The following is a 25,062-nucleotide window of genomic DNA, read 5'->3' as shown; positions in this document are numbered from 1 at the left end:
ACCGCGACGCCGGGCGCGAGCGCGGGGTGAAGCCGGGTACCGGACGCGAGCGCGGCTGGCGGGGGAGCGGGGATGCCGGGACATCGCGTATGATGGGGAGGTTGCTCGTGCGTCTGCGCGGGCGCGACCGCTGTCCGGAACGGCCGGACGTGCGGGAGAGAGGATGCCGCGAGGCATCCGCTCGAGAGAGGAAAAGGATATGGCACCCAAGAAAAAGGTGACCGGCCTGATCAAGCTCCAGATCAAGGCAGGCGCGGCCAACCCCGCGCCGCCGATCGGTCCGGCGCTCGGTCAGCACGGCGTCAACATCATGGAGTTCTGCAAGGCGTACAACGCGGCGACCGAGGCCCAGCGCGGCAACGTCATCCCCGTCGAGATCACCGTCTACGAGGACCGCAGCTTCACGTTCATCCTGAAGACGCCCCCCGCCGCGGAGCTCATCAAGAAGGCCGCCGGTCTCGCCAAGGGCTCGTCGACGCCCCACACGGTCAAGGTGGGCAAGCTCACCAAGGACCAGGTTCGCGAGATCGCTACGACCAAGCAGCCCGACCTGAACGCGAACGACATCGAGGCTGCGGCCAAGATCATCGCCGGCACCGCCCGCTCCATGGGCATCACGGTCGAGGACTGAGGGAGATAATCATGGCTACCAAGTCCAAGGCATACCGGGCCGCCGCCGAGAAGGTCGCGCCCGACACGTTCTACACCCCGACCGAGGCTGTTGCCCTCGCGAAGGAGACCGGCTCGAAGAAGTTCGACTCGACCGTCGAGGTCGCGCTGAAGCTCTCGGTCGACCCCCGCAAGGCCGACCAGATGGTCCGCGGCACGGTCATCCTGCCCCACGGCACGGGTAAGACCGCTCGCGTCATCGTCTTCGCCAACGGTCCCGCGGCCGAGGCGGCCCTCGCCGCCGGTGCCGACGAGGTCGGCGGCGCCGAGCTCATCGAGAAGGTCGCCGGCGGCTACACCGCGTTCGACGCGGCCGTCGCCACGCCCGAGCTCATGGGCCAGGTCGGTCGCCTCGGTAAGGTCCTCGGACCCCGCGGCCTCATGCCGAACCCCAAGACCGGCACCGTGACCCCCAACCCGGCCAAGGCCGTCGAGGAGATCAAGGGCGGAAAGATCGAGTTCCGCGTCGACAAGCACGCCAACATCCACTTCGTCGTGGGCAAGGCGTCGTTCTCGGCCGAGCAGCTCGACGAGAACCTGAAGGCCGCGCTCGAGGAGATCGTCCGCCTCAAGCCGTCCAGCTCCAAGGGCCGCTACATCCAGAAGGGCGCCGTGTCGACCACCTTCGGTCCCGGCATCCCGCTGGACGTCAACGCCATCGTCTGACGCACCACGCCGAAAGCCCCGTCGCGCCTCGTGCCGGCGGGGCTTTCGCGTGCGCGCTGCACGAACGTGCAACACGGCGTCATCCGGGAAGGATGCCGCGTCGATCCGTGTTGGGCTGGGGGTGCCCCCGGGCACGTCCCCGCGGGGTGCCCCCGCACACCTCCCCCGGAACTCACCCGCACCACAGCAAGGAACAGCTATGCCCCGTCGTCGTCTTCCCGTCCTCGCCGCCGCCCTCGGCGCCCTCGCGCTTGCGCTGACCGCGTGCAGCGGCGGCTCCACGTCCGGTTCGGCCGAGCAGGGCGATGACTTCGGTCTCGTCTCCGGCGGCACCCTCACCGTCGCCACCGAGGGCACCTACCGTCCGTTCTCGTACCACGACGAGTCCGGCACGCTGACCGGCTTCGACGTCGAGATCGCGCAGGCGGTCGCCGACAAGCTGGGGCTGAAGGTCCGCTTCCAGGAGACCCAGTGGGATGCCATCTTCGCGGGCCTGGACGCGGGTCGCTTCGACGTCATCGCCAACCAGGTCTCGATCAACGCCGAGCGCGAGCAGAAGTACCTGTTCAGCTCGCCCTACACCGTGTCGCGCGGGGTCGTGGTCACCACGGAGGACGACTCCTCGATCTCGAGCTTCGCCGACCTGGCCGGCAAGACCACCGCGCAGTCGCTGACGAGCAACTGGTACGAGCTGGCGACCGAGAGCGGCGCGCAGGTCGAGGCCGTCGAGGGGTGGGCGCAGGCCGTCGCCCTGCTGCAGCAGGGTCGCGTCGACGCCACGATCAACGACCAGCTGACCTACCTCGACTACGAGAAGACGAACAGCCCCACGGGTCTGAAGATCGCCGCGGAGACCGAGGACACCTCGGAGAGCGCGTTCGCGACGACGAAGGACAAGCAGGCCCTGACGGATGCCATCGACACGGCGCTCGAGGAGCTCCGCGCCGACGGCACCCTGGCCGAGATCAGCCAGAAGTACTTCGGCGCCGACGTCACCAAGTAAAGCCCCGGCGCACGCCCGCGCCTCCCGCCTAGCGTGGGAGGGCGGGCGTGCCGTGTTCGCGACAGGAAGGAGGCCGCGTGAACGACATCTGGACCCTGCTGCTCGATTCGTTCTGGCCGATGGTGCTGGTGGGATTGCGCGGGACGATCCCGCTGTCGCTGGCGTCGTTCGCCATCGGACTCGTCATCGCCCTGGCGATGGCGTTGCTGCGGCTGTCCCGCAACGTCGTGCTGCGCGGTATCGCGCGGTTCTACATCTCGGTCATCCGCGGAACCCCGCTGCTGGTGCAGCTGTTCGTGATCTTCTACGGGCTGCCGGCGGTGGGGATCGTCATCGACCCGTTCCCGGCCGCGGTCATCGCGTTCTCGCTCAATGTCGGCGGGTACGCCGCCGAGGTCATCCGCGCCGCGATCCTGTCGGTCCCGCGCGGCCAGTGGGAGGCGGCGCACGTGGTCGGTCTCTCGCCAAGCAAGACCCTGACGCGCATCATCCTGCCGCAGGCCGCCCGGGTGTCGGTGCCGCCGCTGTCGAACACGTTCATCTCGCTCGTGAAGGACAGCTCGCTGGCATCCCTCATCCTGGTCACGGAGTTGTTCCGGCAGGCTCAGAACATCGCCGCGTTCTCCTACGAGTTCATGGCGATCTACCTGGAAGCCGCCCTGATCTACTGGTTGTTCTGCCTCGTGCTCTCCGCCGGGCAGGGAGTGCTCGAGAGGAGGCTCGACCGCCATGTCGCACGGTGACGACGCTCTGACCCCGCTGCTGCAGGTCCGGGGTCTCGTGAAGAACTTCGGCACGAACCGCGTGCTCGACGGGGTCGACCTGGAGGTCCGCCGCGGCGAGGTGCTCGTTCTGATCGGACCGTCGGGTTCGGGCAAGACCACGGTCCTGCGGTGCCTCAACGCCCTCGAGACACCGGAGGCGGGTGTCGTGGACTTCGACGGCGGGCCGACCATCGACTTCGCCGGGAAGGTGGGGAAGTCCGACCGCGCGGCGATGCGCGACCGCTCCGCGATGGTGTTCCAGCATCACAACCTGTTCCCGCACCTGACGGTGCTGCAGAACGTCATCGAGGGCCCGGTGCAGGCGCACGGGGTGCCCAAGGCCGAGGCCGCCGCGCGTGCCGAGGCGCTGCTGGACCGCGTGGGGCTCACCGAGAAGCGCGACGCCTACCCCTCGGAGCTCTCCGGCGGGCAGCAGCAGCGCGTGGGGATCGTGCGCGCGCTCGCGCTGCAGCCCGATCTGCTGCTCTTCGACGAACCGACCAGCGCCCTCGACCCCGAACTGGTGGGCGAGGTGCTGAAGGTGCTGCGCGGCCTCGCCGACGAGGGGTGGACGATGGTCATCGTGACCCACGAACTCGGTTTCGCGCGCGAGGTCGCCGACGAGGTGCTCTTCTTCGACGAAGGGGTGATCGTGGAACGCGGCGCCCCCGAGGTGCTGTTCACGGCGCCGAAGAAGGAGCGGACCCGCCGGTTCCTCGATCGCCTCCTGCGCCCCCTGGACTGACCGTGTCACGGCTGACGGAGCTGTTCGGGATCGACGTCCCGATCGTCCTCGGGCCCTTCGGGGGTCTGTCGTCCGTCGAGCTGACCGCCGCGGTGAGCGACGGCGGCGGTCTCGGATCGTTCGGTCTCTACGGGTACGCGCCCGAGCGCATCCACGACACGATCGGCCGCCTGCGCGCGGCCACGGACCGGCCGATCGCCGTCAACCTGTGGTGGCCGCGCGGTGACGAGGTGGGACCCTCCGACGTCGATCTCGACCCGGTCCTGGATGCCACGGCCCCGCTGTTCGAGGCCGCCGGGGCCGCGCGCCCGGAACTCCCCGCCGCGTTCCTCCCGGCCCTCGCCGACCAGCTGGACGCCGTGTTCGCCGCCCGGCCCGACGTTGTGAGCGTGGTGTTCGGAGTCCCGGATGCCGCGACCGTCGCGCGCGCCCGGGAGCACGGCATCCGTCTGGTCGGCACCGCCACCTCGGTCGCCGAGGCGGTCGCGCTCGAGGACGCGGGTGTGGACGCCGTGGTCGCCACCGGGATGGAGGCGGCGGGCCACCGCGTGTCGTTCCTGCGCGATCCCGCGGAGTCCCTCGTGGGGACGTTCGCGCTCGTGCCGCAGGTCGTCGACGCCGTGTCCGTGCCCGTGATCGCCGCCGGCGGTGTCGCCGACCGCCGGGGGGTGGCGGCCGCCCTCGCCCTGGGCGCGGAGGGCGTGCAGGTCGGCACCGCGTTCCTGCGCAGCCGGCAGTCCGCGGCGACGGCGGCCCATCGCGCGTCGATCGCGGCCGCCCGGGACACCGACACCGTGCTGACGCGGGCCATGAGCGGGCGGCTGGCGCGCGGCATCCCGAACCGAGCCGTCCGCGAGATCGAGGCGGCCGACGCCATCGCGCCGTTCCCCGCCCAGAACTGGCTCACGGGTGTCTTCCGTGCCGCGGCCGCGGCGGCGGGGGAGGGCGAACTGCTGTCGCTGTGGGCGGGCCAGGCGGCGGGTCTCGCACGGCTCGACGACGCCGCCGACGTCCTGTCCGAACTGCGCGCGGGACTGCCCGACGCCCTCGGCTAGACGGAGTCGCGGATCTCGAAGCCGTCGCCGTCGGCGGCGTTCGGGACGTCGGTCACCTCGACCCGCTCGACGCGCGCCAGCGGTGGACCGTGCTGAGCCCACGCGACGAGCGACTCCACGGCGGTCGCTGTTCCGGCGACGTGCGCCTCGACAGCGCCGTCCCGGCGATTGCGCACCCAGCCGGTCGCCCCGACGCGCTCGGCCTCGGCGCGCAGTGCCCAGCGGAACCCGACGCCCTGTACGTGACCGCGGACGGTGATCTCGACGGCTGTCATGCCTCCATTGTGTCCTCAGCCGGTGAACACGGGGAGGACGAGCGAGAACGCCAGCGCCCACATCACGAGCGCGATGACTCCGTCGAGCACCCGCCATGCCGTGGGGGAGTCCAGCCAGCGTCCGAGGAAGCGCGCGCCGAAGCCGAGCGCGGTGAACCACACCACGCTCGCGGCTGCGGCCCCCACGCCGAAGACGCCGCGCTCCGCGCCGTGCGTGGCGGCGACGGATCCGAGGAGGAACACCGTGTCGAGGTAGACGTGCGGGTTCAGCCAGGTCAGCGCGAGGCAGGTGAGCACGGCGGCGGTCCGGGTCGTGGTGGTCGTGCGCGTGCGGACCGCGGCCGAGGTCGACGACTCCGGTTCGACGTGAAGCACCGCGCCGGAGGGGCGCAGCGCCCTGTGCGCGGCGACGATGCCGTAGCCGACGAGGAACAGCGCTCCCGCCCAGCGCACGACGCCCAGGAGCCACGGCACGGCGGTGACGACCGCGCCGACGCCCGAGACGCCCAGCGCGATCAGCACGGCGTCGGACACCGCGCACACCGCCACCACGGCGAGGACGTGCTCGCGGCGCACGCCCTGGCGCAGCACGAAGAGGTTCTGCGCGCCGATGGCGACGATGAGCGACAGGCCGAGCCCGAAACCGGCGGCGAGGGAGGAGAGCACGATCCGACCGTAGGGCCGCGCGAAGGTCAAGTACAGTTCATGATTCTGACGAAGCATTAGCATCGCTTCATGCCGATCCCGCTCGACCTCGCCCGCACGCTCGCGACCGTCGTGGACGAGGGAACCCTGGATGCCGCCGCCCGCCGCCTTCACCTGACCCCGTCGGCCGTCAGCCAGCGTCTCAGAGCACTCGAGGATCAGCTGGGTCGAGTCGTCCTGGTCCGCTCGAAGCCGGTGCGCGCGACGGCGGCGGGGGACGCGGTGATCCGACTGGCGCGCCAGCTCGCCCTCCTCGAGCACGATGCGCTGACGGCGATCGGGGCGGACGGCGGGTCCGTGGCATCCCTGCCTCTGGCGGTGAACGCCGATTCGCTCGCGACATGGTTCCTGCCGCCGCTCCAGCGCGTCGCGGAACGACGCTCCGTCGTGTTCGACCTGCACCGCGACGACCAGGACTTCACGGCCGGGCTCCTCGAGTCGGGGGCGGTCATGGCGGCGGTCACGTCGCGCGAGACGCCCGTGACCGGGTGTCGCGTGCGAAGCCTGGGCGTCCTGCGCTACGAAGCCGTCGCGTCGGCCGGATTCGCCGCGCGCTGGTTCCCCGAGGGCGTCGACGTCGCAGGCCTCGCCGCGGCACCGGTCGTCGACTTCGACCGGCGGGACGACCTGCAGACGCAGTGGCTCGCGGCGCGGGGTGTGCCCGTGGCGGAGCCGCCGCGGCACCGGGTGCCCGCCTCGCAGGACTTCGCGACAGCGGTGTCGCTCGGTCTCGGGTGGGGGCTGCTGCCCGGATTTCAATCGGCCGACGGACTCGCGAAGGGGACGCTCGTGCGCCTCGGCGGCGACCCGGTCGACGTGCCGCTGTTCTGGCAGCAGTGGAACCTCACCTCGCCGCTCCTCGACGAGGTCGCCGACGAGGTCGTGGCCGAGGGGCGACAGGTGCTCGCGGCCGACGGGATCAGTCGTCGCTGACGCGCAGCACGATCTTGCCGCGCGTGTGCCCCTTCTCGAGCTCGCGGTGGGCGTCGGCGGCATCCTCGAGATCGAAGACGCGGTCGACGAAGACGCGCACGGCTCCCGAATCCAGGAGGCGCGCGATCGTCGCCAGTGCGCTCCCGTCGGGGATCACCTTGTACCCGGTCGAGCGGATGCCGCGCGCCGAGGCCGCTTCGCGGAAGCCGGTCCACGCGCCCGTCGGGACCTCGATGAGCAATCCCCCCGGACGCAGCACCTCGAGGGACCGCGTGCCGGTGTCGTCGTGAACGTTGCCCACGAGGTCGACGACGACGTCGACGGCGGCGATGGCATCCTCGAACCGCACCGCGGTATGGTCCACGACCTCCGCCGCACCCAGCTCGCGGAGCCAGTCGAGGTTGCGGGGCGACCCGGTGGCGATGACGTGCGCACCGAAGTAGGCGGCGAACTGCACCGCGAAGTGCCCCACCCCGCCGCTCCCGGCGTGGATGAGGATGCGCTGGTTCGCGTGCGCCAGCGCCGTCTCGACGACGAGGCCCCACGCCGTGAGGGCCGCGAGCGGCACGCCGGCGGCTTCGACGTGCGAGAGCGACGTGGGCTTTCGGGCGAGCGAGAGGGAGGGGACGACCGCGTACTCGGCGTACGTCCCGGGGGTCCGCGGTGTCGGCGTCATCCCGAACACCTCGGTTCCCGGCGGGAACGGATGCCCCTCGTACGGAGCCTGGACCACGACGCCGCTGAAGTCGTAGCCCAGTGTCGCCGGCCACGACGTGATCGCGCCGCACGCGCCGCGACCGGCGCGGGTCTTGGCGTCGATCGGGTTGATGCCGGCCGCGACGATGCGGACGAGCACCTCGCTGAGGATCGGGGTGGGGACGGGGACCGTCGCGGCATGCAGGGCGTCGGGCTCGCCGGGGGCGTCCAGGACCGCGGCGCGCATGGTCTCGGGAAGTGTGGGACCGGGCGCCTCGACGCTGGCCTCGGGACGCGACGATCGGAATCTCATCGGGCGCTCCTCCTCGGGGGTCACGTCGACGGCGACTCCGTCTCGACTCCCTCAGTCAAGCGCGACATTGTCTCGGCGGTGTTACACCTCGGTCACCGTGTCGCGTCGCCTCGTCGGCGCCGCCGGCCGGAGGATCAGTTGCGCTCGGGGACCCCGCCCACGGCGAGGGCGTGCAACATCGTCGACAGGTTCCCGATCTCGTCGACCGACCAGTCCGCGAGCGCCTCGTACAGGCGGCTCTCGTGCGGGGCGCGGGCATCGCGCAGACGGTCGTGACCGAGCTCGGTGACGGCGATGAGACGCGACCGCCGGTCGTTGGGGTCGGGCGTCCGGGTGACGAGCCCCATCTCTTCGAGCTCGCTGATCGACCGGCTCAGGAAGCCCTTGTCCGCGGCGAGTCGCTCGGCCAGAGCCGACAGCGTCATCGGCCCGAACCGGCTCACCACCGACAGCGTCTTGAACGTCGCCGGAAGCATTCCCGGGCTGACCCGTTCCGCCGCCTCGGCCACGTAGCGGCGGAACGTGGTCATCAGCTCCGAGAACGACGATTCGAGCGCCTGCACGGCGGCGTGCCTCTCGGCGTCGTCTTCGTGGGTCACGTCACCCATCCTCCCCCATCGGGGCGCCCGAACGGGTGCGGTGACGGTGTGTGGCATCCACCGTCTCCACCGTCCCCGTGGTCGACAGCGTCGCCATGGCCCCCGGGACGGACACGGTGGCGAGGTCGGCTTCGCTCGCCGAGACGCGCTCGGACGTCGTCATGCGCGTGAGCGGGCGGTTGGGTAGGAAGAGGATCGCCAGCAGGCTGACGACCGCCACCGGCACCGCGATGAGGAACGCGTGGGCGATGGACTGGGCGTAGACGTCCTCGACGATCACGCGGACCGTCTCGGGCAGGCTCGACACCTGGGGGATCGTGCCCGACTGCAGGGCCTCGGCGACCGGGGCCCCGGCCGAGCCGAGTCCCAGGATCGCGGCCTGCAGGTCGGCCGCGCGGTCGGTGAACAGCCCTGTCGCCGTGCTCGCGAGCACCGCGCCCATGACCGAGACGCCGATGGTGCCGCCGAGGCTGCGGAAGAACGTCACGCCGGAGCTGGCCGCGCCCATACGCGCGGGGTCGGCGGTGTTCTGCACGATCAGGACGAGGTTCTGCATGGTCATGCCGACGCCCGCGCCGAGCAGGAACATGTACACCGACACGAGGGCGAAGTTGGTGTCGTAGTGGATCGTGGACAGCAGGTAGGTGCCCGCGATGAGCAGCACGCCGCCGACGATGAGGAACGGCTTCCAGTGTCCGAAGCGCGTGATGAGCGCACCGACGATGACGGATGCCAGCAGGAGGCCCGCGATCATGGGGATGGTCATGACGCCGGCCTCGGTGGGCGTGGCGCCCCGGGCCATCTGCATGTACTGGCTGAGGAACACCGAGGTGCCGAACATGGCCAGACCCGTCGCGATCGAGGCGATCGTGGCGAGGGTGAAGGTGGCATCCCGGAAGAGCGTGAGCGGCACGAGCGGCTCGGACGAGCGCAGCTCCACCACGATGAAGAGGATCGCCGCGAGGACGGCTCCGCCGACCATGAGGACCGTCTCGGTGCTGGCCCAGTCGAACGAGCGGCCGGCGTTGGTCACCCAGATCAGCAGGAGCGACACGGCGGTCGACAGCAGCACGATGCCGAGGTAGTCGATCTTGACCTTGCGCTTCGCGCGCTTCGGGAGGTGCAGGGTGCGCTGCTGGATGAGGAGCGCCGCCACCGCGAAGGGAAGGGCGACGAAGAAGTTGAACCGCCAGCCGAAGGCATCCGTGATCACTCCGCCGAGGAGCGGGCCGCCAACGGTGGCGACGGCCATCACCGCGCCGAACAGGCCCATGTAGCGACCGCGCTCGCGCGGGCTGATGATGTCGGCCATGATCACCTGGCTGAGGGCGGCCAGGCCACCGGCGCCGAGGCCCTGCACGGCGCGGAAGGCGATCAGCATGTCGGTGTTCTGCGAGAACCCGGCGGCGGCCGTCGCCAGCACGAAGATGGCGATCGCGACCTGGATCAGCACCTTGCGGTTGAACAGGTCGGCGAGCTTGCCCCAGATCGGTGTGGAGATGGCGGTCGTCAGCAGCGTCGCGGTGATCACCCACGTGTAGGCGTTCTGGTCGCCGGACAGGTCGTGGACGATGACCGGCAGCGAGGTCGAGACGACGGTGGATGCCAGCATCGACACGAACATGCCGAGCAGCAGTCCGATGAGGGCGGGGAGAACGCGCCGCGGCGCGGCGGTCTCGGGGAGGGAGGCGGTCATGCGGAGCTCTCCAGGGGAGGAAGAAGGATGCCGCGACGACGTCGGCGCGTTAGTTGACGAGGATCAACTATACGCGAAGTGTTTGATTCGGGTCAACTATCCCTCGAGGAGCGCGAGCGCGCGGTACCTCTCCGTCGGCTCCGGGCGAGGAGCGGGAGCGCGTCCGGCGGTCGTGCGGCGGTAGAGCTCGTCGATGAGGGAGGTCGCGAGGCGGACGAGGGACGCGATCTCCTTCTCGTCGCGATCCACCCACTGGCAGCGGGGCTCGTCGCCGACCGGGATGAAACCGTCGTGCTGTTCCCACGCGACCAGCGTGCGCTCGGCGCCGAGGACGTGCTGCTGCCACCACACCTGGCGCAGGTACGTGCGGGGGATCGAGCGCCACGCCTTGTTCGTCGTCTTGATCTCGGCGAGGACGATGCGTCCCTCCCCGTCGACGACCACGCCGTCGGGGGTGGCCAGATGCCGCCTCTCCACGACCGCGTGATACAGCGCCGACGAGGGCTGGATGCCGTGCGTCGCGGCCACCCAGGCCGCGATCTCGGGCTCGCGGCGACGGCCGTGCGCCGTGTAGGCGTTGCCCGAGAAGTTCGAGCCCAGGAGCTTGGCATCCGCCGCCCGGGCGATCGCGTTCGTGCTGGTGAGTGTTGCGACGTCGGTCGCGGTGATGCCGCGCGAGCGCGCCCGGATCCACGCGACACGGTCGCGGGAATCGGCGACGATCCGCGACTCGAGGTCGGCGCTGCGGGAGGCGACGAGCTCGGGGGACATGCGTTCGAGACTAACCCGGTCGGGCGCCCGGGTCGTTCGGCGCGGCGGTGTGTCCTGCGGGTCGGTGGCTGCGTCGCGAGCGCCCACGATCCAGTCGAGCGCCCACGAATGGGGCGACCGCGCCGTGGGCGTTCGACCCGATCGTGGGCGGTGGGTGGCGCCGACGGGTGCCCTGCACAGGGGATCGATACGGCGGGCCGTCCACAGAACCGCGGAACGGGGCGAAAAGGCGGGCGAGGGGCCGGGCACGCTGAAGGGATGCCGCGTGACCTCTCCCTAGCCGAAGCTCGTGCCGTCCTGCGCTCGAGGGAGCAGCTTCTCGAAAGAGACGTTGCGGCGAGACGGCTCCGCGCCTCGTCGGATGGGCCGTGGGAGCGTGTTCACCGTGGGATGTACGCCGGACGAGGTGAAGTGAGCGATCTCCGCCCCGCCGCGCGGCACCGGCTCGACACGCTGGCGGTCGTCGCGCGTATGCGGGATGGGGGTGCCGTCGTCTCGCACCTCTCCGCTGCGGTTCTGCACGATCTACCGCAGTACCGCTTCATGGCTCAGCCCGTGGAGCTCACTCTGGCGCCCGGTTCCCGCGGCTCGAGTCGCCCGGGCGTTCGCCGACGTCGTGACCGGCTCGACGAGGGTGATGTCGTCGAGATCGACGGTATCCGGTGCACCTCGCTCGAGAGGACGGTTTTCGATGTCGCGCGGACCTGCGGGCTCGAAGTGTCGGTCTCGTGTGCGGATGCCGCCGTCCGACGCGTGGCGGGTGAGGGCCACGGCGTGGACGGGGCGAGGCAAGAGGCCTGGCGGGACCGGATGCGAGAACGTGCGGCGCGGTCGGCCGGCCGGCGCGGTGTCACCGCGGCCCGATGGCTGATCGAGTTCGCTGATGCGCGCGCCGAGTTGCCGGGGGAAAGCGTCAGTCGACTCCAACTGTTCCGGCTCGGATTCCGCGATATGGACGTGCAGGTGGCGATCGCGGGACCGTCGGGCTCGATGTATTTCGCCGACATCGGGTTGCCCCAGGTCCGCACGTTCTGGGAGTTCGATGGTGAGGGAAAGTATCGCGATCGGGATCTGCGGGCGGGGAGGTCGATCGATGACGTCGTCTTGGCAGAGAAGCGTCGAGAGGACTGGATTCGCGGAACCACTCAGTGGCGCGTGTGTCGCGGCGGCTTCCGCGACATCGCCACCCCGGAAACGCTTGCCGAGCGCCTGCGTTCGTTCGGTGTCCGCCTCCCGCCGTGAGCTTGCGGGCATCGTGTCGGACGGCGAGGGCCCACGATCCGGTCGAGCGCCCACGAATGAGTCGACCGGAACGTGGGCACTCGACCGGATCGTGGGCCCTCGGCGGTGGGGCGGGGCGGGGCGGGGCGGCGCGGCGCGCGCGGGCGGCCGCGGACACGGGGCCGCGAGGATTTGGCGCACAGTGTCGGGGCTTGGTACAGTGGGGGCAAGCCAAAGACCGCCGGTCATCGTCGTGCGTGCACGAAGATCGAAGCGTCTGCCGAAAGGCAGAGGACCTGCGCAGGTATACGTAACTCTTCCCGATCGGGATTCCGAGCTCCGTGCGCCTGCGCCGGAGCTCTTCTTTTTTGCCGTCGCCCGGTGTCTTGGCCGGCGCCCCGCTTCCGCGGAGCGCCTCGTACACACAAGGAGTGGCCATGGCGCAGAAGGACGCATCGGTCGCCGAGCTCACGAAGCACTTCGAGAACTCGACTGCCGTTCTGCTGACCGAGTACCGCGGTCTGACGGTTGCCCAGCTCAAGCAGCTGCGCAACGACATCCGTCAGGACGCGGAGTACGCCGTGGTGAAGAACACGCTGACCAAGATCGCCGCCGCCAACGCGGGGGTCTCGGGACTGGACGACGAGCTCAAGGGCCCGTCTGCCATCGCGTTCGTGCACGGCGACCCTGTCGCCGTCGCGAAGAGCCTGCGTGCCTTCGCCAAGGCTAACCCTCAGCTCGTGGTGAAGGGCGGCTACTTCGATGGCGCCGCTCTCACCGCGGATGAGGTCAACAAGCTCGCCGATCTCGAAAGCCGTGAAGTCCTGCTGGCGAAGCTCGCCGGTGCGATGAAGGCGACGATGACCAAGGCGGCATACGTCTTCCAGGCGCTTCCGTCGAAGGCCGTTCGCACGGTCGACGCGCTGCGCGAGAAGCAGGACACCGCGGCCTGACCCGGCCCGGATGACAATCCCGATCAAGGAGAAACACAATGGCTAAGCTCAGCACCGAAGAGCTGCTCGACGCGTTCAAGGAGCTCACCCTCATCGAGCTCTCCGAGTTCGTGAAGGCGTTCGAGGAGACGTTCGACGTCACCGCCGCCGCCCCCGTGGCCGTGGCCGCTGCCGGCCCCGCCGGTGGCGCCCCCGCCGAAGAGGTCGAGGAGAAGGACTCGTTCGACGTCGTTCTCGAGGCCGCCGGCGACAAGAAGATCCAGGTCATCAAGGTCGTGCGCGAGCTCACCTCGCTCGGCCTCGGCGAGGCCAAGGCCGTCGTCGACGGTGCCCCCAAGGCCGTGCTCGAGGGCGCGAACAAGGAGACCGCCGAGAAGGCGAAGGCTGCCCTCGAGGAGGCCGGCGCTTCGGTGACCCTGAAGTAATTCAGTTCACCTTCGCGGTACACGAAGGCTCGGATGCCACGGCATCCGGGCCTTCGTCGTTCCCGCGTGATGACACCGCGTACCGGCGTGGGTGACACCGATGTTCACCGATTCGAAACATCGGAGTCTGGGAAATCGATATGTCTTCGTTTACGGTCTAAGGGACCCCCCGTCGATCCCCCCATCCGGCGTCGCTTCGTTGCGTGCGTCGGTACTTGGAGACCCATGCATCACGCACCCTCCCGCGCGTCCGCGCGCCGATTCACCACGACCCTCAGTGCCGTCCTGGGCGCCGCGCTGTTCGGATCCGCCCTCGTTCCCGCTGCGGCGTACGCCGCCGACGGCCCCCGGGTGGTGATCAACGAGGCGTACCTCAAGGGCGGCAGCGCCGGAGCGCCCTTCAACGACAAGTTCGTCGAGCTCCACAACGCCGGCGACACCGCGCAGGACCTCACCGGGTGGTCGCTGCAGTACCGCCCGGCGGCGAGCACCGACGTGCCGTCCGCGGCGAACACGCAGGCGCTGAGCGGCTCCATCGCCCCCGGCGGGTACTACCTCGTCTCCATCCGCGGGAACGGGGACACCGGCGCCGACCTGCCGACCCCGGATGCCACGAGCACCGGGCTGAACCCTTCGGGGACGAACGGGCAGCTCTTCCTGGCGAACGTCGCCGAGTCGCTCGCCCTCCCGGCGGGCGACGTCGACGACCCCCGCGTCGTGGACTTCCTCGGCTACGGGAGCGCCGCGGCCTTCGAGACGGCGCCGGCCGTGGTCGACGGTCCCAACGGGACCCCCAACTCTCTCGTGCGGACGGACTTCACCGACACGGGGGACAACTCGGCGGACTTCACCAACGCGACGACGGTCACCCCGCGGAACTCCTCGGGCGCCGAACCGGAACCGGAGCCGCCCGTCACGCCGACGACGGAGCCGACGACACCGGCGCCGACGCCGGGAGAGGCCGTCGCCATCCGCGACATCCAGGGGACCGGCGAGTCCTCGCCGCTCGTGGGGACCACGGTGACGACCCGCGGCGTCGTCACGGCGGCCTACCCGACCGGCGGATACAACGGCTTCTACATCCAGACGCCGGGGACCGGCGGCGACATCGACGTCGCGGCCCACACCGCATCCGACGCGATCTTCGTCTTCGGGTCCGCCGCGACGGCGAAGGTGCAGAAGGGTGACTTCGTCGAGGTCACCGGCGTCGTGTCCGAGTACAACTCCCTCACGGAAATCTCCGCGCCCGCGGACGGCGTGCGCGTGCTCGATGAGGTGGCCGCGGCGGTCCAGCCCGCCGCGATCGCGTGGCCGGCGGGCGAAGAGGACCGCGAGTCGTTCGAGGGGATGCTCCTCGCGCCGACGGGCGAGTTCACCGTCACGAACAACTACGACACCAACCGCTATGCCGTCCTCGGTCTGGCGTCCGGAACGACGCCGCTGCGCAGCCCCACGGACGTCGCCCGCCCCGGCACGACGCAATACGACGACGCCGTGGCCGACAACGAGGCGCGCGGCGTGGTGCTCGACGACGGTGCTTCCCTGAACTACCTCACCACGGGCAAGAACGACCCGCTGCCGTACGTGTCGCTCGAGAACCCCGTGCGCGTGGGCGCGGCCGTGACGTTCGAGACCCCGGTGATCCTCGACTTCCGCAACGACGTGTGGACGTTCCAGCCCACCGAGCAGCTCACCGTCGACAACGCCGACACCGTGCAGCCGGCGTCTTTCGAGAACACCCGGAAGAGCGCTCCCGAGCCGGTCGGCGGCAACGTCAAGATCTCCAGCTTCAACGTGCTGAACTACTTCACCACCACGGCGGAGAGCGTCGGCTGCACGTCGACCTACGACGATCGTGAGGGCAACCCCATCACGGCGCGCTCCTGCCCCGACAACGGTCCGCGAGGCGCGGCGAACGACGAGAATCTCGAGCGTCAGCAGGCGAAGATCGTCGCGGCGATCAACGGCCTCGGCGCCGATGTCGTCTCGCTCGAGGAGATCGAGAACTCGGCGAAGTTCGGGAAGGGCCGCGACGCTGCCCTGTCGACGCTCGTGGCGGCCCTCAACGACGCCCTCGCGTCCGAGCAGTGGGCGTTCGTGCCGTCGCCGGCCGCGCTCCCGGCGTCGGAGGACGTCATCCGCACGGCCTTCATCTACAAGAAGGCCGTCGTGGAGCCGGTCGGTGACAGCGTCATCCTCGACGACCCCGCGTTCACGAACGCCCGACAGCCCCTCGCGCAGGCCTTCGCCCCGGTCGGCGACACGGATGCCGCGATCCTGGCGATCGTGAACCACTTCAAGTCGAAGGGCGACAGCGACCCGAAGGCCACGGGCGACAACGCCGACGGCATCCAGGGGGCCTTCAACGGCGACCGTGTCCGCCAGGCGGAGGCCCTCGGGAACTTCGCGGAGGAGCGGTCGGCGGCGCTCGGCACCGACGACGTGTTCCTGCTCGGCGACTTCAACTCCTACACGCAGGAGGACCCGATCGAGAAGCTCCGCTCGTTCGGCTTCGAGCCGCTCGAGACCGGAACGGGCAAGTACTCGTATTCGTACGACGGGCAGTCCGGTTCGCTCGACCACGTCCTCGCGTCGCCGTCGGCACGGGAACTGGTCACGGGAACCGACATCTGGAACATCAACGCCGTGGAGGCGCTGGCTCTCGAGTACAGCCGCTACAACTACAACGCGCTGAACTTCTACGAGACCTCGCCCTACCGTTCGAGCGACCACGACCCGGTGATCGTGGGCCTCGACCTGTCGTCGACGACCGACATCAACCTGCTCGGCATCAACGACTTCCACGGACGGATCGACGCCAACACCGTGAAGTTCGCGGGCACGGTCGAGCAGCTGCGGGCGGAGTACGGCGACGACAGCACGCTGTTCCTCTCCAACGGCGACAACATCGGCGCCTCCCTGTTCGCCTCCTCGCTGTTCCAGGACGAGCCCACGATCGACGTGCTGAACGCGCTCGAACTGGCCGCCTCGGGCACCGGGAACCACGAGTTCGACAAGGGTGTGGCCGACCTGACGGGGCGCGTGTCGGATCGCGCCGACTTCCCCTACCTCGCGGCCAACGTCTTCAAGGACGGACAGCCGCTGCTGCCCGGCTACGCCGTCTTCGAGGTCGGCGGTGTGCGCGTCGGTGTGATCGGGGCGGTCACGCAGCAGACGCCGACGCTCGTGTCGAAGGAGGGCATCCAGGGCATCGAGTTCCGTGACCCCGTGACGGAGGTCAACCGTGTCGTGGCCGAGATCGACGATCAGGTCGACGTCATCGTGGCCCAGTACCACGAGGGCACCGAGCTCAGCGGCTCGGCCGCCACGCTCGAGCAGGCCGTCGCCCAGGGCGGTGCGTTCGCGGAGATCGTGAACGACACCGACCCGGCGGTGGATGCCATCTTCACCGGCCACACGCACGCCGAGTACGTGTGGGATGCGCCGATCCCCGGCGGCGACGGCACTCGCCCGATCCTGCAGACCGGCAGCTACGGCGCCAACATCGGCCAGATCGTTCTGAGCGTGGACGAGGGCGGCGACGTGGTGGACTACACAGCCCGCAACGTGCCTCGCCTGTCGGCGCCGAACGCGGACGCCGGCGCCGCGCTGGAGGCGGAACTCATCGCGACCTATCCGCGCGTGGCGAAGGTGAACGACATCGTCACGGCAGCTCGCGCCGAGGCGGACGTCGTCGGTCGTGAGCCGGTCGGATCGATCACCGCCGACATCACGACCGCCTTCCAGGAGGGCGGCTACGTCGACGGCGTGTACGCCGGCGGCAAGCGCGACGACCGCTCGAAGCAGTCCGCGCTCGGCGGGCTGGTGGCCGATGCGCTCCGCGAGACCCTCGCCGATCCCGAACGGGGCGGCGCGGACATTGCGGTGGTCAACCCGGGCGGGCTGCGGGCCGAACTGCTCTACGACGCCGACGGGGTGGTCACGCTGGCCGAGGCCAACGCGGTGCTGCCGTTCGTGAACAACCTGTGGACCACGACCCTCACGGGCGAGCAGCTGCGGGTGATGTTCGAGCAGCAGTGGGGCGACGCCTCGGGTCGAGGTACGACGAACCTCGCTCTCGGCGTCTCCGAGAACGTCCGCTACACCTATGACGCCACCCGCCCCGCGGGGGACCGCGTCCTGGGCATCTGGATCGATGGTGTGGCCGTCGACCCGGCGGCGGAGTACCGGGTGGGATCGTTCAGCTTCCTCCTCGGGGGCGGAGACAGCTTCTCGGTCTTCCCGGAGGGTGCGAACACGCTCGACTCCGGTCTCGTCGACCGCGACGGGTGGATCGACTACCTCCGCGCGCACCCCGGCCTCACCCCCGACTTCACGGCGCGCGGCGTGCAGGTCTCGGGTGTTCCCGCCGAGGTCACGCCCGGGGACGAGTTCGCTCTCACCGTGTCGAACCTCGACCTCACCTCGCTCGGTGCACCGCAGAACACGTCCCTCGCGGCGTCGTTCGGCACGGGGGACCCGATCGAGGTCGCCGTCGTCGGAGGAGCGGCGACCGTTACCGCGACGGTGCCCGCCGACGCGCTCGACGTGATCGAGCTGCAGCTCACCGCTCAGCCGACGGGGACCCTCGTGACCGTCCCGCTGCGGCTCGCGGATGCCGCGACGGTCGGCGGCGGCGGGGGCGACACCGCGGTCGGCGGGGGCGCCGGAGCCTCGGCCGGCGACGGCGCGCTCGCGATCACCGGCACCGACGGTGCGTGGATGGGCGCCGGCGTTCTGGCAGCCCTGGCGCTGCTCGGTCTGGGCGTGGTGGTCCGCCGCCGGTCGGTGCGCCAGACCGACTGACCCGGAACGAGAGAGGGACCCCGGATGCCTGGCATCCGGGGTCCCTTCGCGTCAGGCGCTGCGCGGGGGAGCGGTCGAGGCGCGCACCACGAGGCGCGCCGGGGCGAGCGTGCGCGGCGGAGGCGCCTCGCCGTCCAGCATGGAGAGGAGGAGGCGCGTGGCTTCGACGCCCTGTTGCTCGGGGTACTGCTCGACGGTCGTGAGGGCGAACATCTCGGCGTAGTCGTGCCCGTCGATCCCGACCACGCTGAGCTCGGTCGGCACCGAGATTCCCATGCGCCGCGCCGCGATGATCACGCCGATGGCCACTTCGTCGCACGCCGCGACGACGCCGCTGGGGCGGGAAGCAGCGTCGGCGAGGAAGGATGCCGCGGCGGCGTAGGCGTCGGTGATCGTCAGCGTGGAGGGGACGTTGCGGATGCGCACGGCGAGCCCGCTGTCGTTCATCGCGTTCCGGTAGCCGATCGAGCGTTCGTCGACGTCCCGCGCCGGAGCGTCGGTGGGCGGGGTGCTCCCGACGAACGCGATGTCGGTGTGTCCCAGCGCGATGAGGTGCTGCGTCGTGATGCGCGTGATGCCGATGTTGTCCAGGCCCAGGGTGGGGATGCCCTGGAGGGGGTTCCCGATGCAGACGGTCGGCTTGTCGATGGCGAGAAGCCGCTCCAGGTCGCTGTCACCGGGTTCGAGGGCGACGGCGATGATCCCGTCGAACCGCTTCCGGGCGAGGTACTTCGAGTACAGGCTCTCGCGGTCGCGCGAGCCGGGTTCTGCGACGTACAGCGTGACGTCGTAGCCCTGCGAGATCAGCGAGCGTTCGACGCCCTCGATGATCGCGCCGAAGTACCAGCGGTTGACCTTGGGGACGATCAGGGCGACCGTACGCGTGCGGCCCGTCGCGAGGCTGACGGCGCTCGTGGAGGGGACGTAGCCGAGAGTCGCCGCCGCGTCGGTGACGCGCCGGCGGGTGTCGTCCGAGACGTAGCCGCCGCCCGTCAGCGCGCGACTCGCCGTCGACTTGGACACGCCTGCCAGGCGTGCCACATCGGCGATTCCGCTCATGAGCCGTCTTCCTCGAGGATCTTCGACGTCCGTGTCGACGTCATGAAGAGTATCCGACAACTGACGAATCTGGAACCGGTTCCTCTGTGTCTCCGGGGTGAAATGCCGCGATATTCCGCCAGTTATTGAGTCGTGACCAAAGTTTGTTGCGGAACGCGTCGTTGTCCCCTACGGTGATCTGGAATCGGTTCCCGACGGGATCCGATGCAGCACAGAACTCAAAGAGGAGAAATCACATGGGCATGTCACAGCGGTATCGCCTGCTGGCTCCCGTCGGACTGCTGGCGGTCGGTGCGATCGCGCTCGCGGGCTGTGCCGAGGGCGACTCGGGCGGATCCGGCAGTGGCTCGGAGGGTACGACGACCGTTCGCATCTCCGGCGGCATCACCGGTAGCGAAGCCGACCTGCTGAACCAGTCCTTCGACCAGTTCACGAAGGACACGGGCATCAAGGTCGAGTACACCGGCGACAAGAGCTTCGAGGGCAACATCGTGACCAAGGTCACCGGTGGCGACGCCCCCGACATCGCGATCGTCCCGCAGCCGGGTCTCCTGCAGACCCTCGTCGGCACGGGCGACGTCAAGAAGGCCAGCGACACGGTCTCGGCCAACGTCGACCAGTACTGGGGCGCGGACTGGAAGTCCTACGGCACCGTGGACGGCGACTTCTACGCCGCTCCGATGCTCGCCAACGTCAAGGGCTACGTCTGGTACTCGCCGGCGAAGTTCACGGAGTGGGGCGTTTCGATCCCCAAGACCTACGACGAACTGCTCGCCCTGACCAAGACCATCCAGGAGAAGACGGGTGCCGCCCCGTGGTGCGCCGGTTTCGCCTCCGGTGACGCGTCGGGCTGGCCCGGCACCGACTGGATCGAGGACCTCGTCCTCCGTCAGTCCGGCCCCGACGTCTACGACAAGTGGGTCGCGAACGAGGTCAAGTTCACCGACCCGCAGATCAAGCAGGCCTTCGACGCCGTGGGTGAGATCCTCCTCAACCCCTCGTACGTCAACGCGGGCTTCGGTGACGTCAAGAGCATCAACTCGGTCGCCTTCGCCGACGTCGCGGCCAAGGTCGCCGACGGCAGCTGCCCGATGACCCACCAGGCCTCGTTCCTGTCGTCGAACTTCCTCACGGTCAAGAACGCCTCCGGCGGCGAGGTCAAGGTCGCTCCCGACGGCGACGTCTACGCGTTCCTCCTCCCGGGTGTGAAGGAAGGCGAGCAGTCGGTCGAAGGTGGCGGCGAATTCGTCGCGACGTTCTCCGACGACGCGAACGTGCAGAAGGTCGCGGAGTTCATGTCGAGCCCCGAGTTCGCCGACGCCCGCGTCAAGCTCGGCGGCGTGATCTCGGCCAACAAGGGTGCCGACCCGTCGCTCGCGTCCAGCGAGTTCCTGCAGGAGGCCATGAAGGTCGTGCAGAACCCCGACACCACGCTCCGCTTCGACGCGTCCGACCTCATGCCGGCCACCGTCGGCGCCGGGTCGTTCTGGAAGGGCATGGTCAGCTGGATCGACGGAACGCCGACCGACACCGTGCTCAGCGACATCCAGGCCGGTTACAACAACTGACCCCGACCGCAAGATCGGTGGGCCGTCCGCTTCGGCGGGCGGCCCACCGGTACCGTAAGCCCACACGGTGCCGCTGCGCGGCCCGTCCATCGATGAGCACGACGGCGTGTTCGGGAGGGAAGTCATGACTCAGATCAGGCAGGCGGAGAAGCCCCCGGCGGCATCTCCCCGACACGAGGCGCCGGATGCCGAGACGGCATCCCGCAACCTCGCACGAAGGCATCGGACCACCGTCACGGTCGTGGTCATCGCGCTCATCGCGGTGGTGGCGCTGTTCCTGTTCATGGTCACGCGGGCACCGTCCGAGACCAAACCCACCACCATCGGGTTCTCGCTGAACAGCTTCTTCAAGACGCTCGGCGAGATGAACCCGCTCGTGCAGATCCCGCTGGTGCTCCTCGTCTTCGGCGCCGTCGTGGGTCTGCTGCTGCTGCTCATCGAGTACGCGCCGCGCTCGGGCAAGCGCTACTTCTGGATCCGCCTGACCGCGTGCTTCGCGATCCCCGTGCTCGCCTTCATGCTGCTGCGCCCGTACCAGAACGCGGTGATCTACGTCCTCGCGATCGCGGTGATCCTCGGCGGGATCCTGTTCTACGCCGACTACCGGTCGCGTCAGGGTGCCGGCTACCTGTTCCAGCTGATCCTCTTCGCCGCTCCCGCCGCGATCCTCCTGCTGATGGGTCTGGTATACCCGGCCCTGTCGACGCTGGTGCAGTCGTTCCTGGACAAGACCGGGCAGAACTTCGTCGGGTTCGACAACTACGTCTGGACCTTCACCAACCCCGAGGGCTTCTGGTCGGTCATCAACACCCTGATCTGGGTGCTCCTGGCCCCGACGTTCGCCACCGCGATCGGACTCGCCTACGCCGTCTTCATCGACCGCGCCGCGGGGGAGCGGTTCCTCAAGGTCCTCATCTTCATGCCGTTCGCCATCTCGTTCGTCGGCGCCGGCATCATCTGGAAGTTCGTCTACGACTTCCGTCAGGGCGACCAGATCGGCATCCTGAACGCCATCGTGACGGCGTTCGGAGGCGACCCGGTCTCGTGGCTCTCGGCGACCCCGCTGATCAACACGCTGCTCCTGGTGGTCGTGTTCATCTGGAGCCAGACGGGCCTGGCGATGGTCATCCTGTCGGCGGCGATCAAGGCGGTACCGCCGGAGCAGATGGAGGCCGCCGAACTCGACGGCGCCAACGCCTGGGAGCGATTCATCAACGTGACCGTCCCCGGCATCCGCTCGTCGCTCATCGTCGTGCTGACCACCATCGCCATCGGCGCCCTGAAGATCTACGACATCGTCGCGGTCATGACCGGTGGGCGCAACGACTCCACCGTCCTCGCCTTCGAGATGGTCAACCAGCAGCAGCGGTTCCAGAGCTACGGGCACTCCGCAGCGCTGGCCGTGGTGCTGTTCCTGTTCGTCCTGCCGCTGATCATCTTCAACGTGCGCCAGATCCGGAAGCAGAGGGAAGTGCGATGACCACCTCCACCGTGGTGCTCGAGCCCACCGACGACAAGCGTTCGGCGCGTCAGGTCGCCCGCGACACGCGCAAGCACGAGGCGATGGCGCGCAAGCGTCTCACCTCCAAGGGGGCCACGATCGCCGCCGTCGCGATCGCGTTCTTCTGGACCATCCCCACGTTCGGTCTGCTCGTCACATCGTTCCGTCCCGGCTCCGACACGCAGTCGACCGGGTGGTGGACCATCTTCACCGATCCGTCGTTCACGCTCGAGAACTACCGTCTCGCGCTGACGTCGGGTGGGACGGCGCTGACGCTGGCCGCCTCGTTCGTGAACTCGCTGGCCATCACGATCCCGGTCGTGCTGTTCGCGCTGGCGATCGCCTCGCTCATCGCGTACGCGTTCGCGTGGATCGACTTCAAGGGGCGCAACTTCTTCTTCATCTTTATCTTCGCGCTCCAGATCGTGCCGCTGCAGATGGCCCTCGTGCCGCTGCTGAGCCTGTTCTCGCGCGGTCTCACGATCAACGATGTCACCATCTTCCCCGGGCTCGAGCTGCGTGGCGTGGAGCACAGCTTCGCGACGGTGTGGATCGCCCACGTCATCTTCGCGATGCCGCTGGCGATCTTCCTGCTGCACAACTTCATCGCGGAGATCCCGCACGAGGTCATCGAGGCGGCGCGCGTGGACGGTGCCGGGCACGGTCAGGTGTTCTTCCGCCTGATCCTGCCGCTCGCGGCTCCGGCCCTCGCGTCCTTCGCGGTACTGGAGTTCATCTGGGTGTGGAACGACCTGCTCGTGGCCACGATCTTCGCGCCGTCGTCGTCTCTGCCGCTCACGCAGTCGTTGAACTCGCTGTCGGGGACATGGGGCGACCAGTGGTTCCTGCAGTCGGCCGGAACGTTCATCTCGATCCTCGTTCCGTTGATCGTGTTCTTCCTGCTGCAGCGCTTCTTCGTCCGGGGTCTCCTCGCCGGAGCGACGAAGGGCTGAGTCCCGTACCAACGCCGAAGGGGCGTGGCATCCATCGATTGGATGCCACGCCCCTTCGCTGCTGCCGGCGATAAACGGCATCCGCGACCGGAAACGCGCCATCCCCGTGTTTCTCGACGTCGATGCCGTTTATCGCAAGAAGGGAGCCGGCTCAGCCGGTGCAGGACAGGCGGGTCTGGATGTCGCGCATCGCGTCGATCTCGGCCGACTGGCCAGTGATGATCGTCTGGGCCACGTCCTTCACGCGCGGGTCGCTGCCGAGCTCGACCACGGCCTCGGCCATGGGGATCGCGCCCTCGTGGTGGCGGATCATGAGGCCGAGGAAGAGGCAGTCGGCGGGCTGCCCCTCGAGCGAGCGGAGCTGGTCGAGCTCGGCATCCGTCGCCATCCCCATCTGGGAGAGGAGGTCGTCCTCGGACAGCGCGGAGGTGTCGCCGTGGCTGTGCGCGCTCGACGGAGCCATCCACTGCATGAGCGGCTGGGACGACGCCTGCGGCAGGCCCCACTGCACGAGCCAGCCGAACATCTCTCCGCGCTGACCCGCCTGGGTGGTGGCGATGTCGTACGAGAGGGTGCGCAGCTCGTCGTCGGAGGTCTTGCGGTAGATCTCCATCGCCATGAGCACCGCCTGCGTGTGGTGGACCTGCATGTCGCGGGCGAAGCCGGCGTCGGCGGAGGTGGTCGACGGGGTGGCGGGGGCTGCGGTCGCACCGAACGCGGTGAAGCGTCCGATCGCGAAGGCGACGGCCAGCAGCGCGACCACGGCCACCGCGACGACGATCCGCCGCGCGGCCGGCCGGGCCGCGGTGTCGTCGTCGGTCACGTCACGCCCTGCCGGGGCCGTCGATCGCGCCCGAGCAGGCGGCGTTGGGCTCGGGGGCGTTCTGGCTGCGCCAGTACTCGGTGAAGAACTCGGCGATGCGGGGGTCGGCGGGGTCGTCGACCTTGAGCTGGTGGTTCCACGCGCTCACGGCGACGGGGGTGTCCATGCCCGGGTAGGGCGAGAGGATGGCGTAGCTGGAGGGCATGACGGCCTCGAGCGCGGCGATTCCGTCGGCGTCGACCCGCTCGGGGTCGTAGGTGATCCAGATGGCCCCGTGCTCGAGCGAGTGCACCGCGTTCTCGTTCTGCTGAGGCTCGGTGTACACGCCGCAGTTCAGCCAGTAGGGGTTGTGCGGGCCGCCGGCGGGGGGCGTCTGCTCGTACGTGACCGCACCCTGTACGTGGTCGGAGCGGTTCTGGAAGGTCTCGACGCCCTCGATCTCGCGACCGGTCGTGTTGCCGGCCTGGTAGCTGGGGGCCGGAGCCGGGGCGAGCGCGAAGGATGCCACGACGACCGCGACCACCGCGAGGGCGGCGGTCGATCCGACGACCCACCAGACGAGCTTGCTGCGCTTTCGACGCGCGATCTGCTTCTGGTACTCGGCGAGCTTGTCCTGTCGCTTCTGCTCGCGTTGCTGCTTGACGGTCAGGTCGATGTCGGCCTGCGTGGCGGGGTTGCCGCTCTTGCGCTTGTCGGGGGAGGGGCTCATGCGGTCTGTGCTGTCTCTCTCTGGGGCGGGAGGCTCGGCGCGGGCCGATCCCGCCCAGCCTATGCGGATGAATGCGGTGGCGGCCTGGGAGGAACCCGCGAGGGGGGATGGTGGAGAACCGGGACCGCGCGATAGTATGACGATGTCGAATCGA

General features: G+C 69.4%; 23 protein-coding genes. 14 read left to right on the top strand and 9 right to left on the bottom strand.

Going from position 1 to position 25,062, the window contains the following annotated elements; all coding sequences use genetic code 11:
- Positions 1–199: 199 nt before the first annotated feature.
- The 6 genes from rplK to P8R59_RS01760 all read left to right on the top strand — a co-directional run bounded on the left by rplK (position 200) and on the right by P8R59_RS01760 (position 4,902).
- Complete coding sequence (gene rplK, locus P8R59_RS01785) at positions 200–631, top strand: 50S ribosomal protein L11 (protein WP_076494491.1); 432 nt, start codon at positions 200–202, stop codon at positions 629–631.
- 11 nt (positions 632–642) lie between these two features.
- A complete protein-coding gene (gene rplA / locus P8R59_RS01780; protein WP_278102459.1) occupies positions 643–1,335 on the top strand; it encodes a 50S ribosomal protein L1 in 693 nt (230 codons plus the stop codon).
- A gap of 199 nt (positions 1,336–1,534) precedes the next feature.
- Positions 1,535–2,338, top strand: coding sequence for an amino acid ABC transporter substrate-binding protein (locus P8R59_RS01775; RefSeq protein ID WP_077052301.1), 804 nt, complete (start codon positions 1,535–1,537; stop codon positions 2,336–2,338).
- Positions 2,339–2,457: 119 nt separating this feature from the next.
- Entirely contained in the window at positions 2,458–3,081 is a 624-nt protein-coding gene (locus P8R59_RS01770; RefSeq protein WP_431606884.1) for an amino acid ABC transporter permease, read from the top strand.
- Entirely contained in the window at positions 3,068–3,847 is a 780-nt protein-coding gene (locus tag P8R59_RS01765; protein ID WP_278102457.1) for an amino acid ABC transporter ATP-binding protein, read from the top strand. Before P8R59_RS01770 ends, P8R59_RS01765 begins: the two co-directional genes overlap by 14 nt.
- 2 nt (positions 3,848–3,849) lie before the next feature.
- Complete coding sequence (locus P8R59_RS01760; protein ID WP_278102456.1) at positions 3,850–4,902, top strand: NAD(P)H-dependent flavin oxidoreductase; 1,053 nt, start codon at positions 3,850–3,852, stop codon at positions 4,900–4,902.
- Here P8R59_RS01760 and P8R59_RS01755 read toward each other — a convergent pair.
- Positions 4,899–5,177 (bottom strand): acylphosphatase, encoded by a 279-nt coding sequence (locus P8R59_RS01755; protein WP_278102455.1) that lies wholly within the window; start codon positions 5,175–5,177, stop codon positions 4,899–4,901. The two genes, P8R59_RS01760 and P8R59_RS01755, sit on opposite strands and share 4 nt — an antisense overlap.
- A gap of 15 nt (positions 5,178–5,192) precedes the next feature.
- Positions 5,193–5,843 carry a LysE/ArgO family amino acid transporter gene (locus P8R59_RS01750; RefSeq protein WP_278102454.1) on the bottom strand — a complete coding sequence of 217 codons (651 nt, stop codon included), beginning with the start codon at positions 5,841–5,843 and terminating at the stop codon, positions 5,193–5,195.
- Positions 5,844–5,912: 69 nt separating this feature from the next.
- Between P8R59_RS01750 and P8R59_RS01745 the strand changes: the two genes are divergently transcribed.
- Positions 5,913–6,815, top strand: a complete 903-nt coding sequence (locus P8R59_RS01745; RefSeq protein ID WP_278102453.1) for a LysR family transcriptional regulator ArgP — start codon at positions 5,913–5,915, stop codon at positions 6,813–6,815.
- Here the strand turns inward: P8R59_RS01745 and P8R59_RS01740 are convergent.
- From P8R59_RS01740 to P8R59_RS01725, 4 genes are all read right to left on the bottom strand, one after another.
- A complete protein-coding gene (locus tag P8R59_RS01740) occupies positions 6,802–7,824 on the bottom strand; it encodes an NADP-dependent oxidoreductase (protein WP_077052295.1) in 1,023 nt (340 codons plus the stop codon). The two genes, P8R59_RS01745 and P8R59_RS01740, sit on opposite strands and share 14 nt — an antisense overlap.
- 134 nt (positions 7,825–7,958) lie before the next feature.
- The gene (locus P8R59_RS01735) at positions 7,959–8,423 is read right to left on the bottom strand and encodes a MarR family winged helix-turn-helix transcriptional regulator (RefSeq protein ID WP_431606873.1); all 465 of its coding nucleotides are present in this window, start codon (positions 8,421–8,423) and stop codon (positions 7,959–7,961) included.
- A 1-nt stretch (position 8,424) separates the two neighbouring features.
- Entirely contained in the window at positions 8,425–10,119 is a 1,695-nt protein-coding gene (locus P8R59_RS01730) for an MDR family MFS transporter (RefSeq protein WP_278102451.1), read from the bottom strand.
- 96 nt (positions 10,120–10,215) lie between these two features.
- Complete coding sequence (locus P8R59_RS01725) at positions 10,216–10,890, bottom strand: YqaJ viral recombinase family protein (protein ID WP_278102450.1); 675 nt, start codon at positions 10,888–10,890, stop codon at positions 10,216–10,218.
- Positions 10,891–11,664: 774 nt separating this feature from the next.
- On the opposite strand from P8R59_RS01725, the gene P8R59_RS01720 reads away from it, so the two are divergent.
- The 4 genes from P8R59_RS01720 to P8R59_RS01705 all read left to right on the top strand — a co-directional run bounded on the left by P8R59_RS01720 (position 11,665) and on the right by P8R59_RS01705 (position 18,295).
- Positions 11,665–12,132 (top strand): hypothetical protein, encoded by a 468-nt coding sequence (locus P8R59_RS01720; protein WP_278102449.1) that lies wholly within the window; start codon positions 11,665–11,667, stop codon positions 12,130–12,132.
- A gap of 416 nt (positions 12,133–12,548) precedes the next feature.
- Positions 12,549–13,064: a 50S ribosomal protein L10 gene (gene rplJ / locus P8R59_RS01715; protein WP_278102448.1), complete on the top strand. Its 516-nt coding sequence runs from the start codon at positions 12,549–12,551 to the stop codon at positions 13,062–13,064.
- 38 nt (positions 13,065–13,102) lie between these two features.
- Positions 13,103–13,489 carry a 50S ribosomal protein L7/L12 gene (gene rplL / locus P8R59_RS01710; protein ID WP_076494519.1) on the top strand — a complete coding sequence of 129 codons (387 nt, stop codon included), beginning with the start codon at positions 13,103–13,105 and terminating at the stop codon, positions 13,487–13,489.
- Positions 13,490–13,714: 225 nt separating this feature from the next.
- Positions 13,715–18,295 (top strand): ExeM/NucH family extracellular endonuclease, encoded by a 4,581-nt coding sequence (locus tag P8R59_RS01705; protein ID WP_278102447.1) that lies wholly within the window; start codon positions 13,715–13,717, stop codon positions 18,293–18,295.
- A gap of 51 nt (positions 18,296–18,346) precedes the next feature.
- Here the strand turns inward: P8R59_RS01705 and P8R59_RS01700 are convergent, their stop codons facing one another.
- A complete protein-coding gene (locus tag P8R59_RS01700; protein ID WP_278102446.1) occupies positions 18,347–19,354 on the bottom strand; it encodes a LacI family DNA-binding transcriptional regulator in 1,008 nt (335 codons plus the stop codon).
- Between the two features lie 236 nt (positions 19,355–19,590).
- Between P8R59_RS01700 and P8R59_RS01695 the strand changes: the two genes are divergently transcribed.
- From P8R59_RS01695 to P8R59_RS01685, 3 genes are all read left to right on the top strand, one after another.
- The gene (locus tag P8R59_RS01695; RefSeq protein ID WP_077052289.1) at positions 19,591–20,922 is read left to right on the top strand and encodes an ABC transporter substrate-binding protein; all 1,332 of its coding nucleotides are present in this window, start codon (positions 19,591–19,593) and stop codon (positions 20,920–20,922) included.
- Positions 20,923–21,046: 124 nt separating this feature from the next.
- Positions 21,047–22,402 carry a carbohydrate ABC transporter permease gene (locus tag P8R59_RS01690; RefSeq protein ID WP_431606872.1) on the top strand — a complete coding sequence of 452 codons (1,356 nt, stop codon included), beginning with the start codon at positions 21,047–21,049 and terminating at the stop codon, positions 22,400–22,402.
- Positions 22,399–23,376, top strand: a complete 978-nt coding sequence (locus P8R59_RS01685; protein WP_077052288.1) for a carbohydrate ABC transporter permease — start codon at positions 22,399–22,401, stop codon at positions 23,374–23,376. Before P8R59_RS01690 ends, P8R59_RS01685 begins: the two co-directional genes overlap by 4 nt.
- A 151-nt stretch (positions 23,377–23,527) precedes the next feature.
- Here P8R59_RS01685 and P8R59_RS01680 read toward each other — a convergent pair whose 3' ends face one another.
- Together P8R59_RS01680 and P8R59_RS01675 are read right to left on the bottom strand one after the other, a co-directional pair.
- Positions 23,528–24,199, bottom strand: coding sequence for a DUF305 domain-containing protein (locus P8R59_RS01680; protein ID WP_077052287.1), 672 nt, complete (start codon positions 24,197–24,199; stop codon positions 23,528–23,530).
- 1 nt (position 24,200) lies between these two features.
- Positions 24,201–24,908 carry a DUF3105 domain-containing protein gene (locus P8R59_RS01675; RefSeq protein ID WP_077052286.1) on the bottom strand — a complete coding sequence of 236 codons (708 nt, stop codon included), beginning with the start codon at positions 24,906–24,908 and terminating at the stop codon, positions 24,201–24,203.
- Between the last annotated feature and the right edge of the window lie 154 nt (positions 24,909–25,062).

It is taken from the genome of Microbacterium proteolyticum (assembly GCF_029639405.1).
In the GTDB taxonomy this organism is placed as follows: domain Bacteria; phylum Actinomycetota; class Actinomycetes; order Actinomycetales; family Microbacteriaceae; genus Microbacterium.
This window is presented reverse-complemented; position numbering and strand designations above follow the sequence as displayed.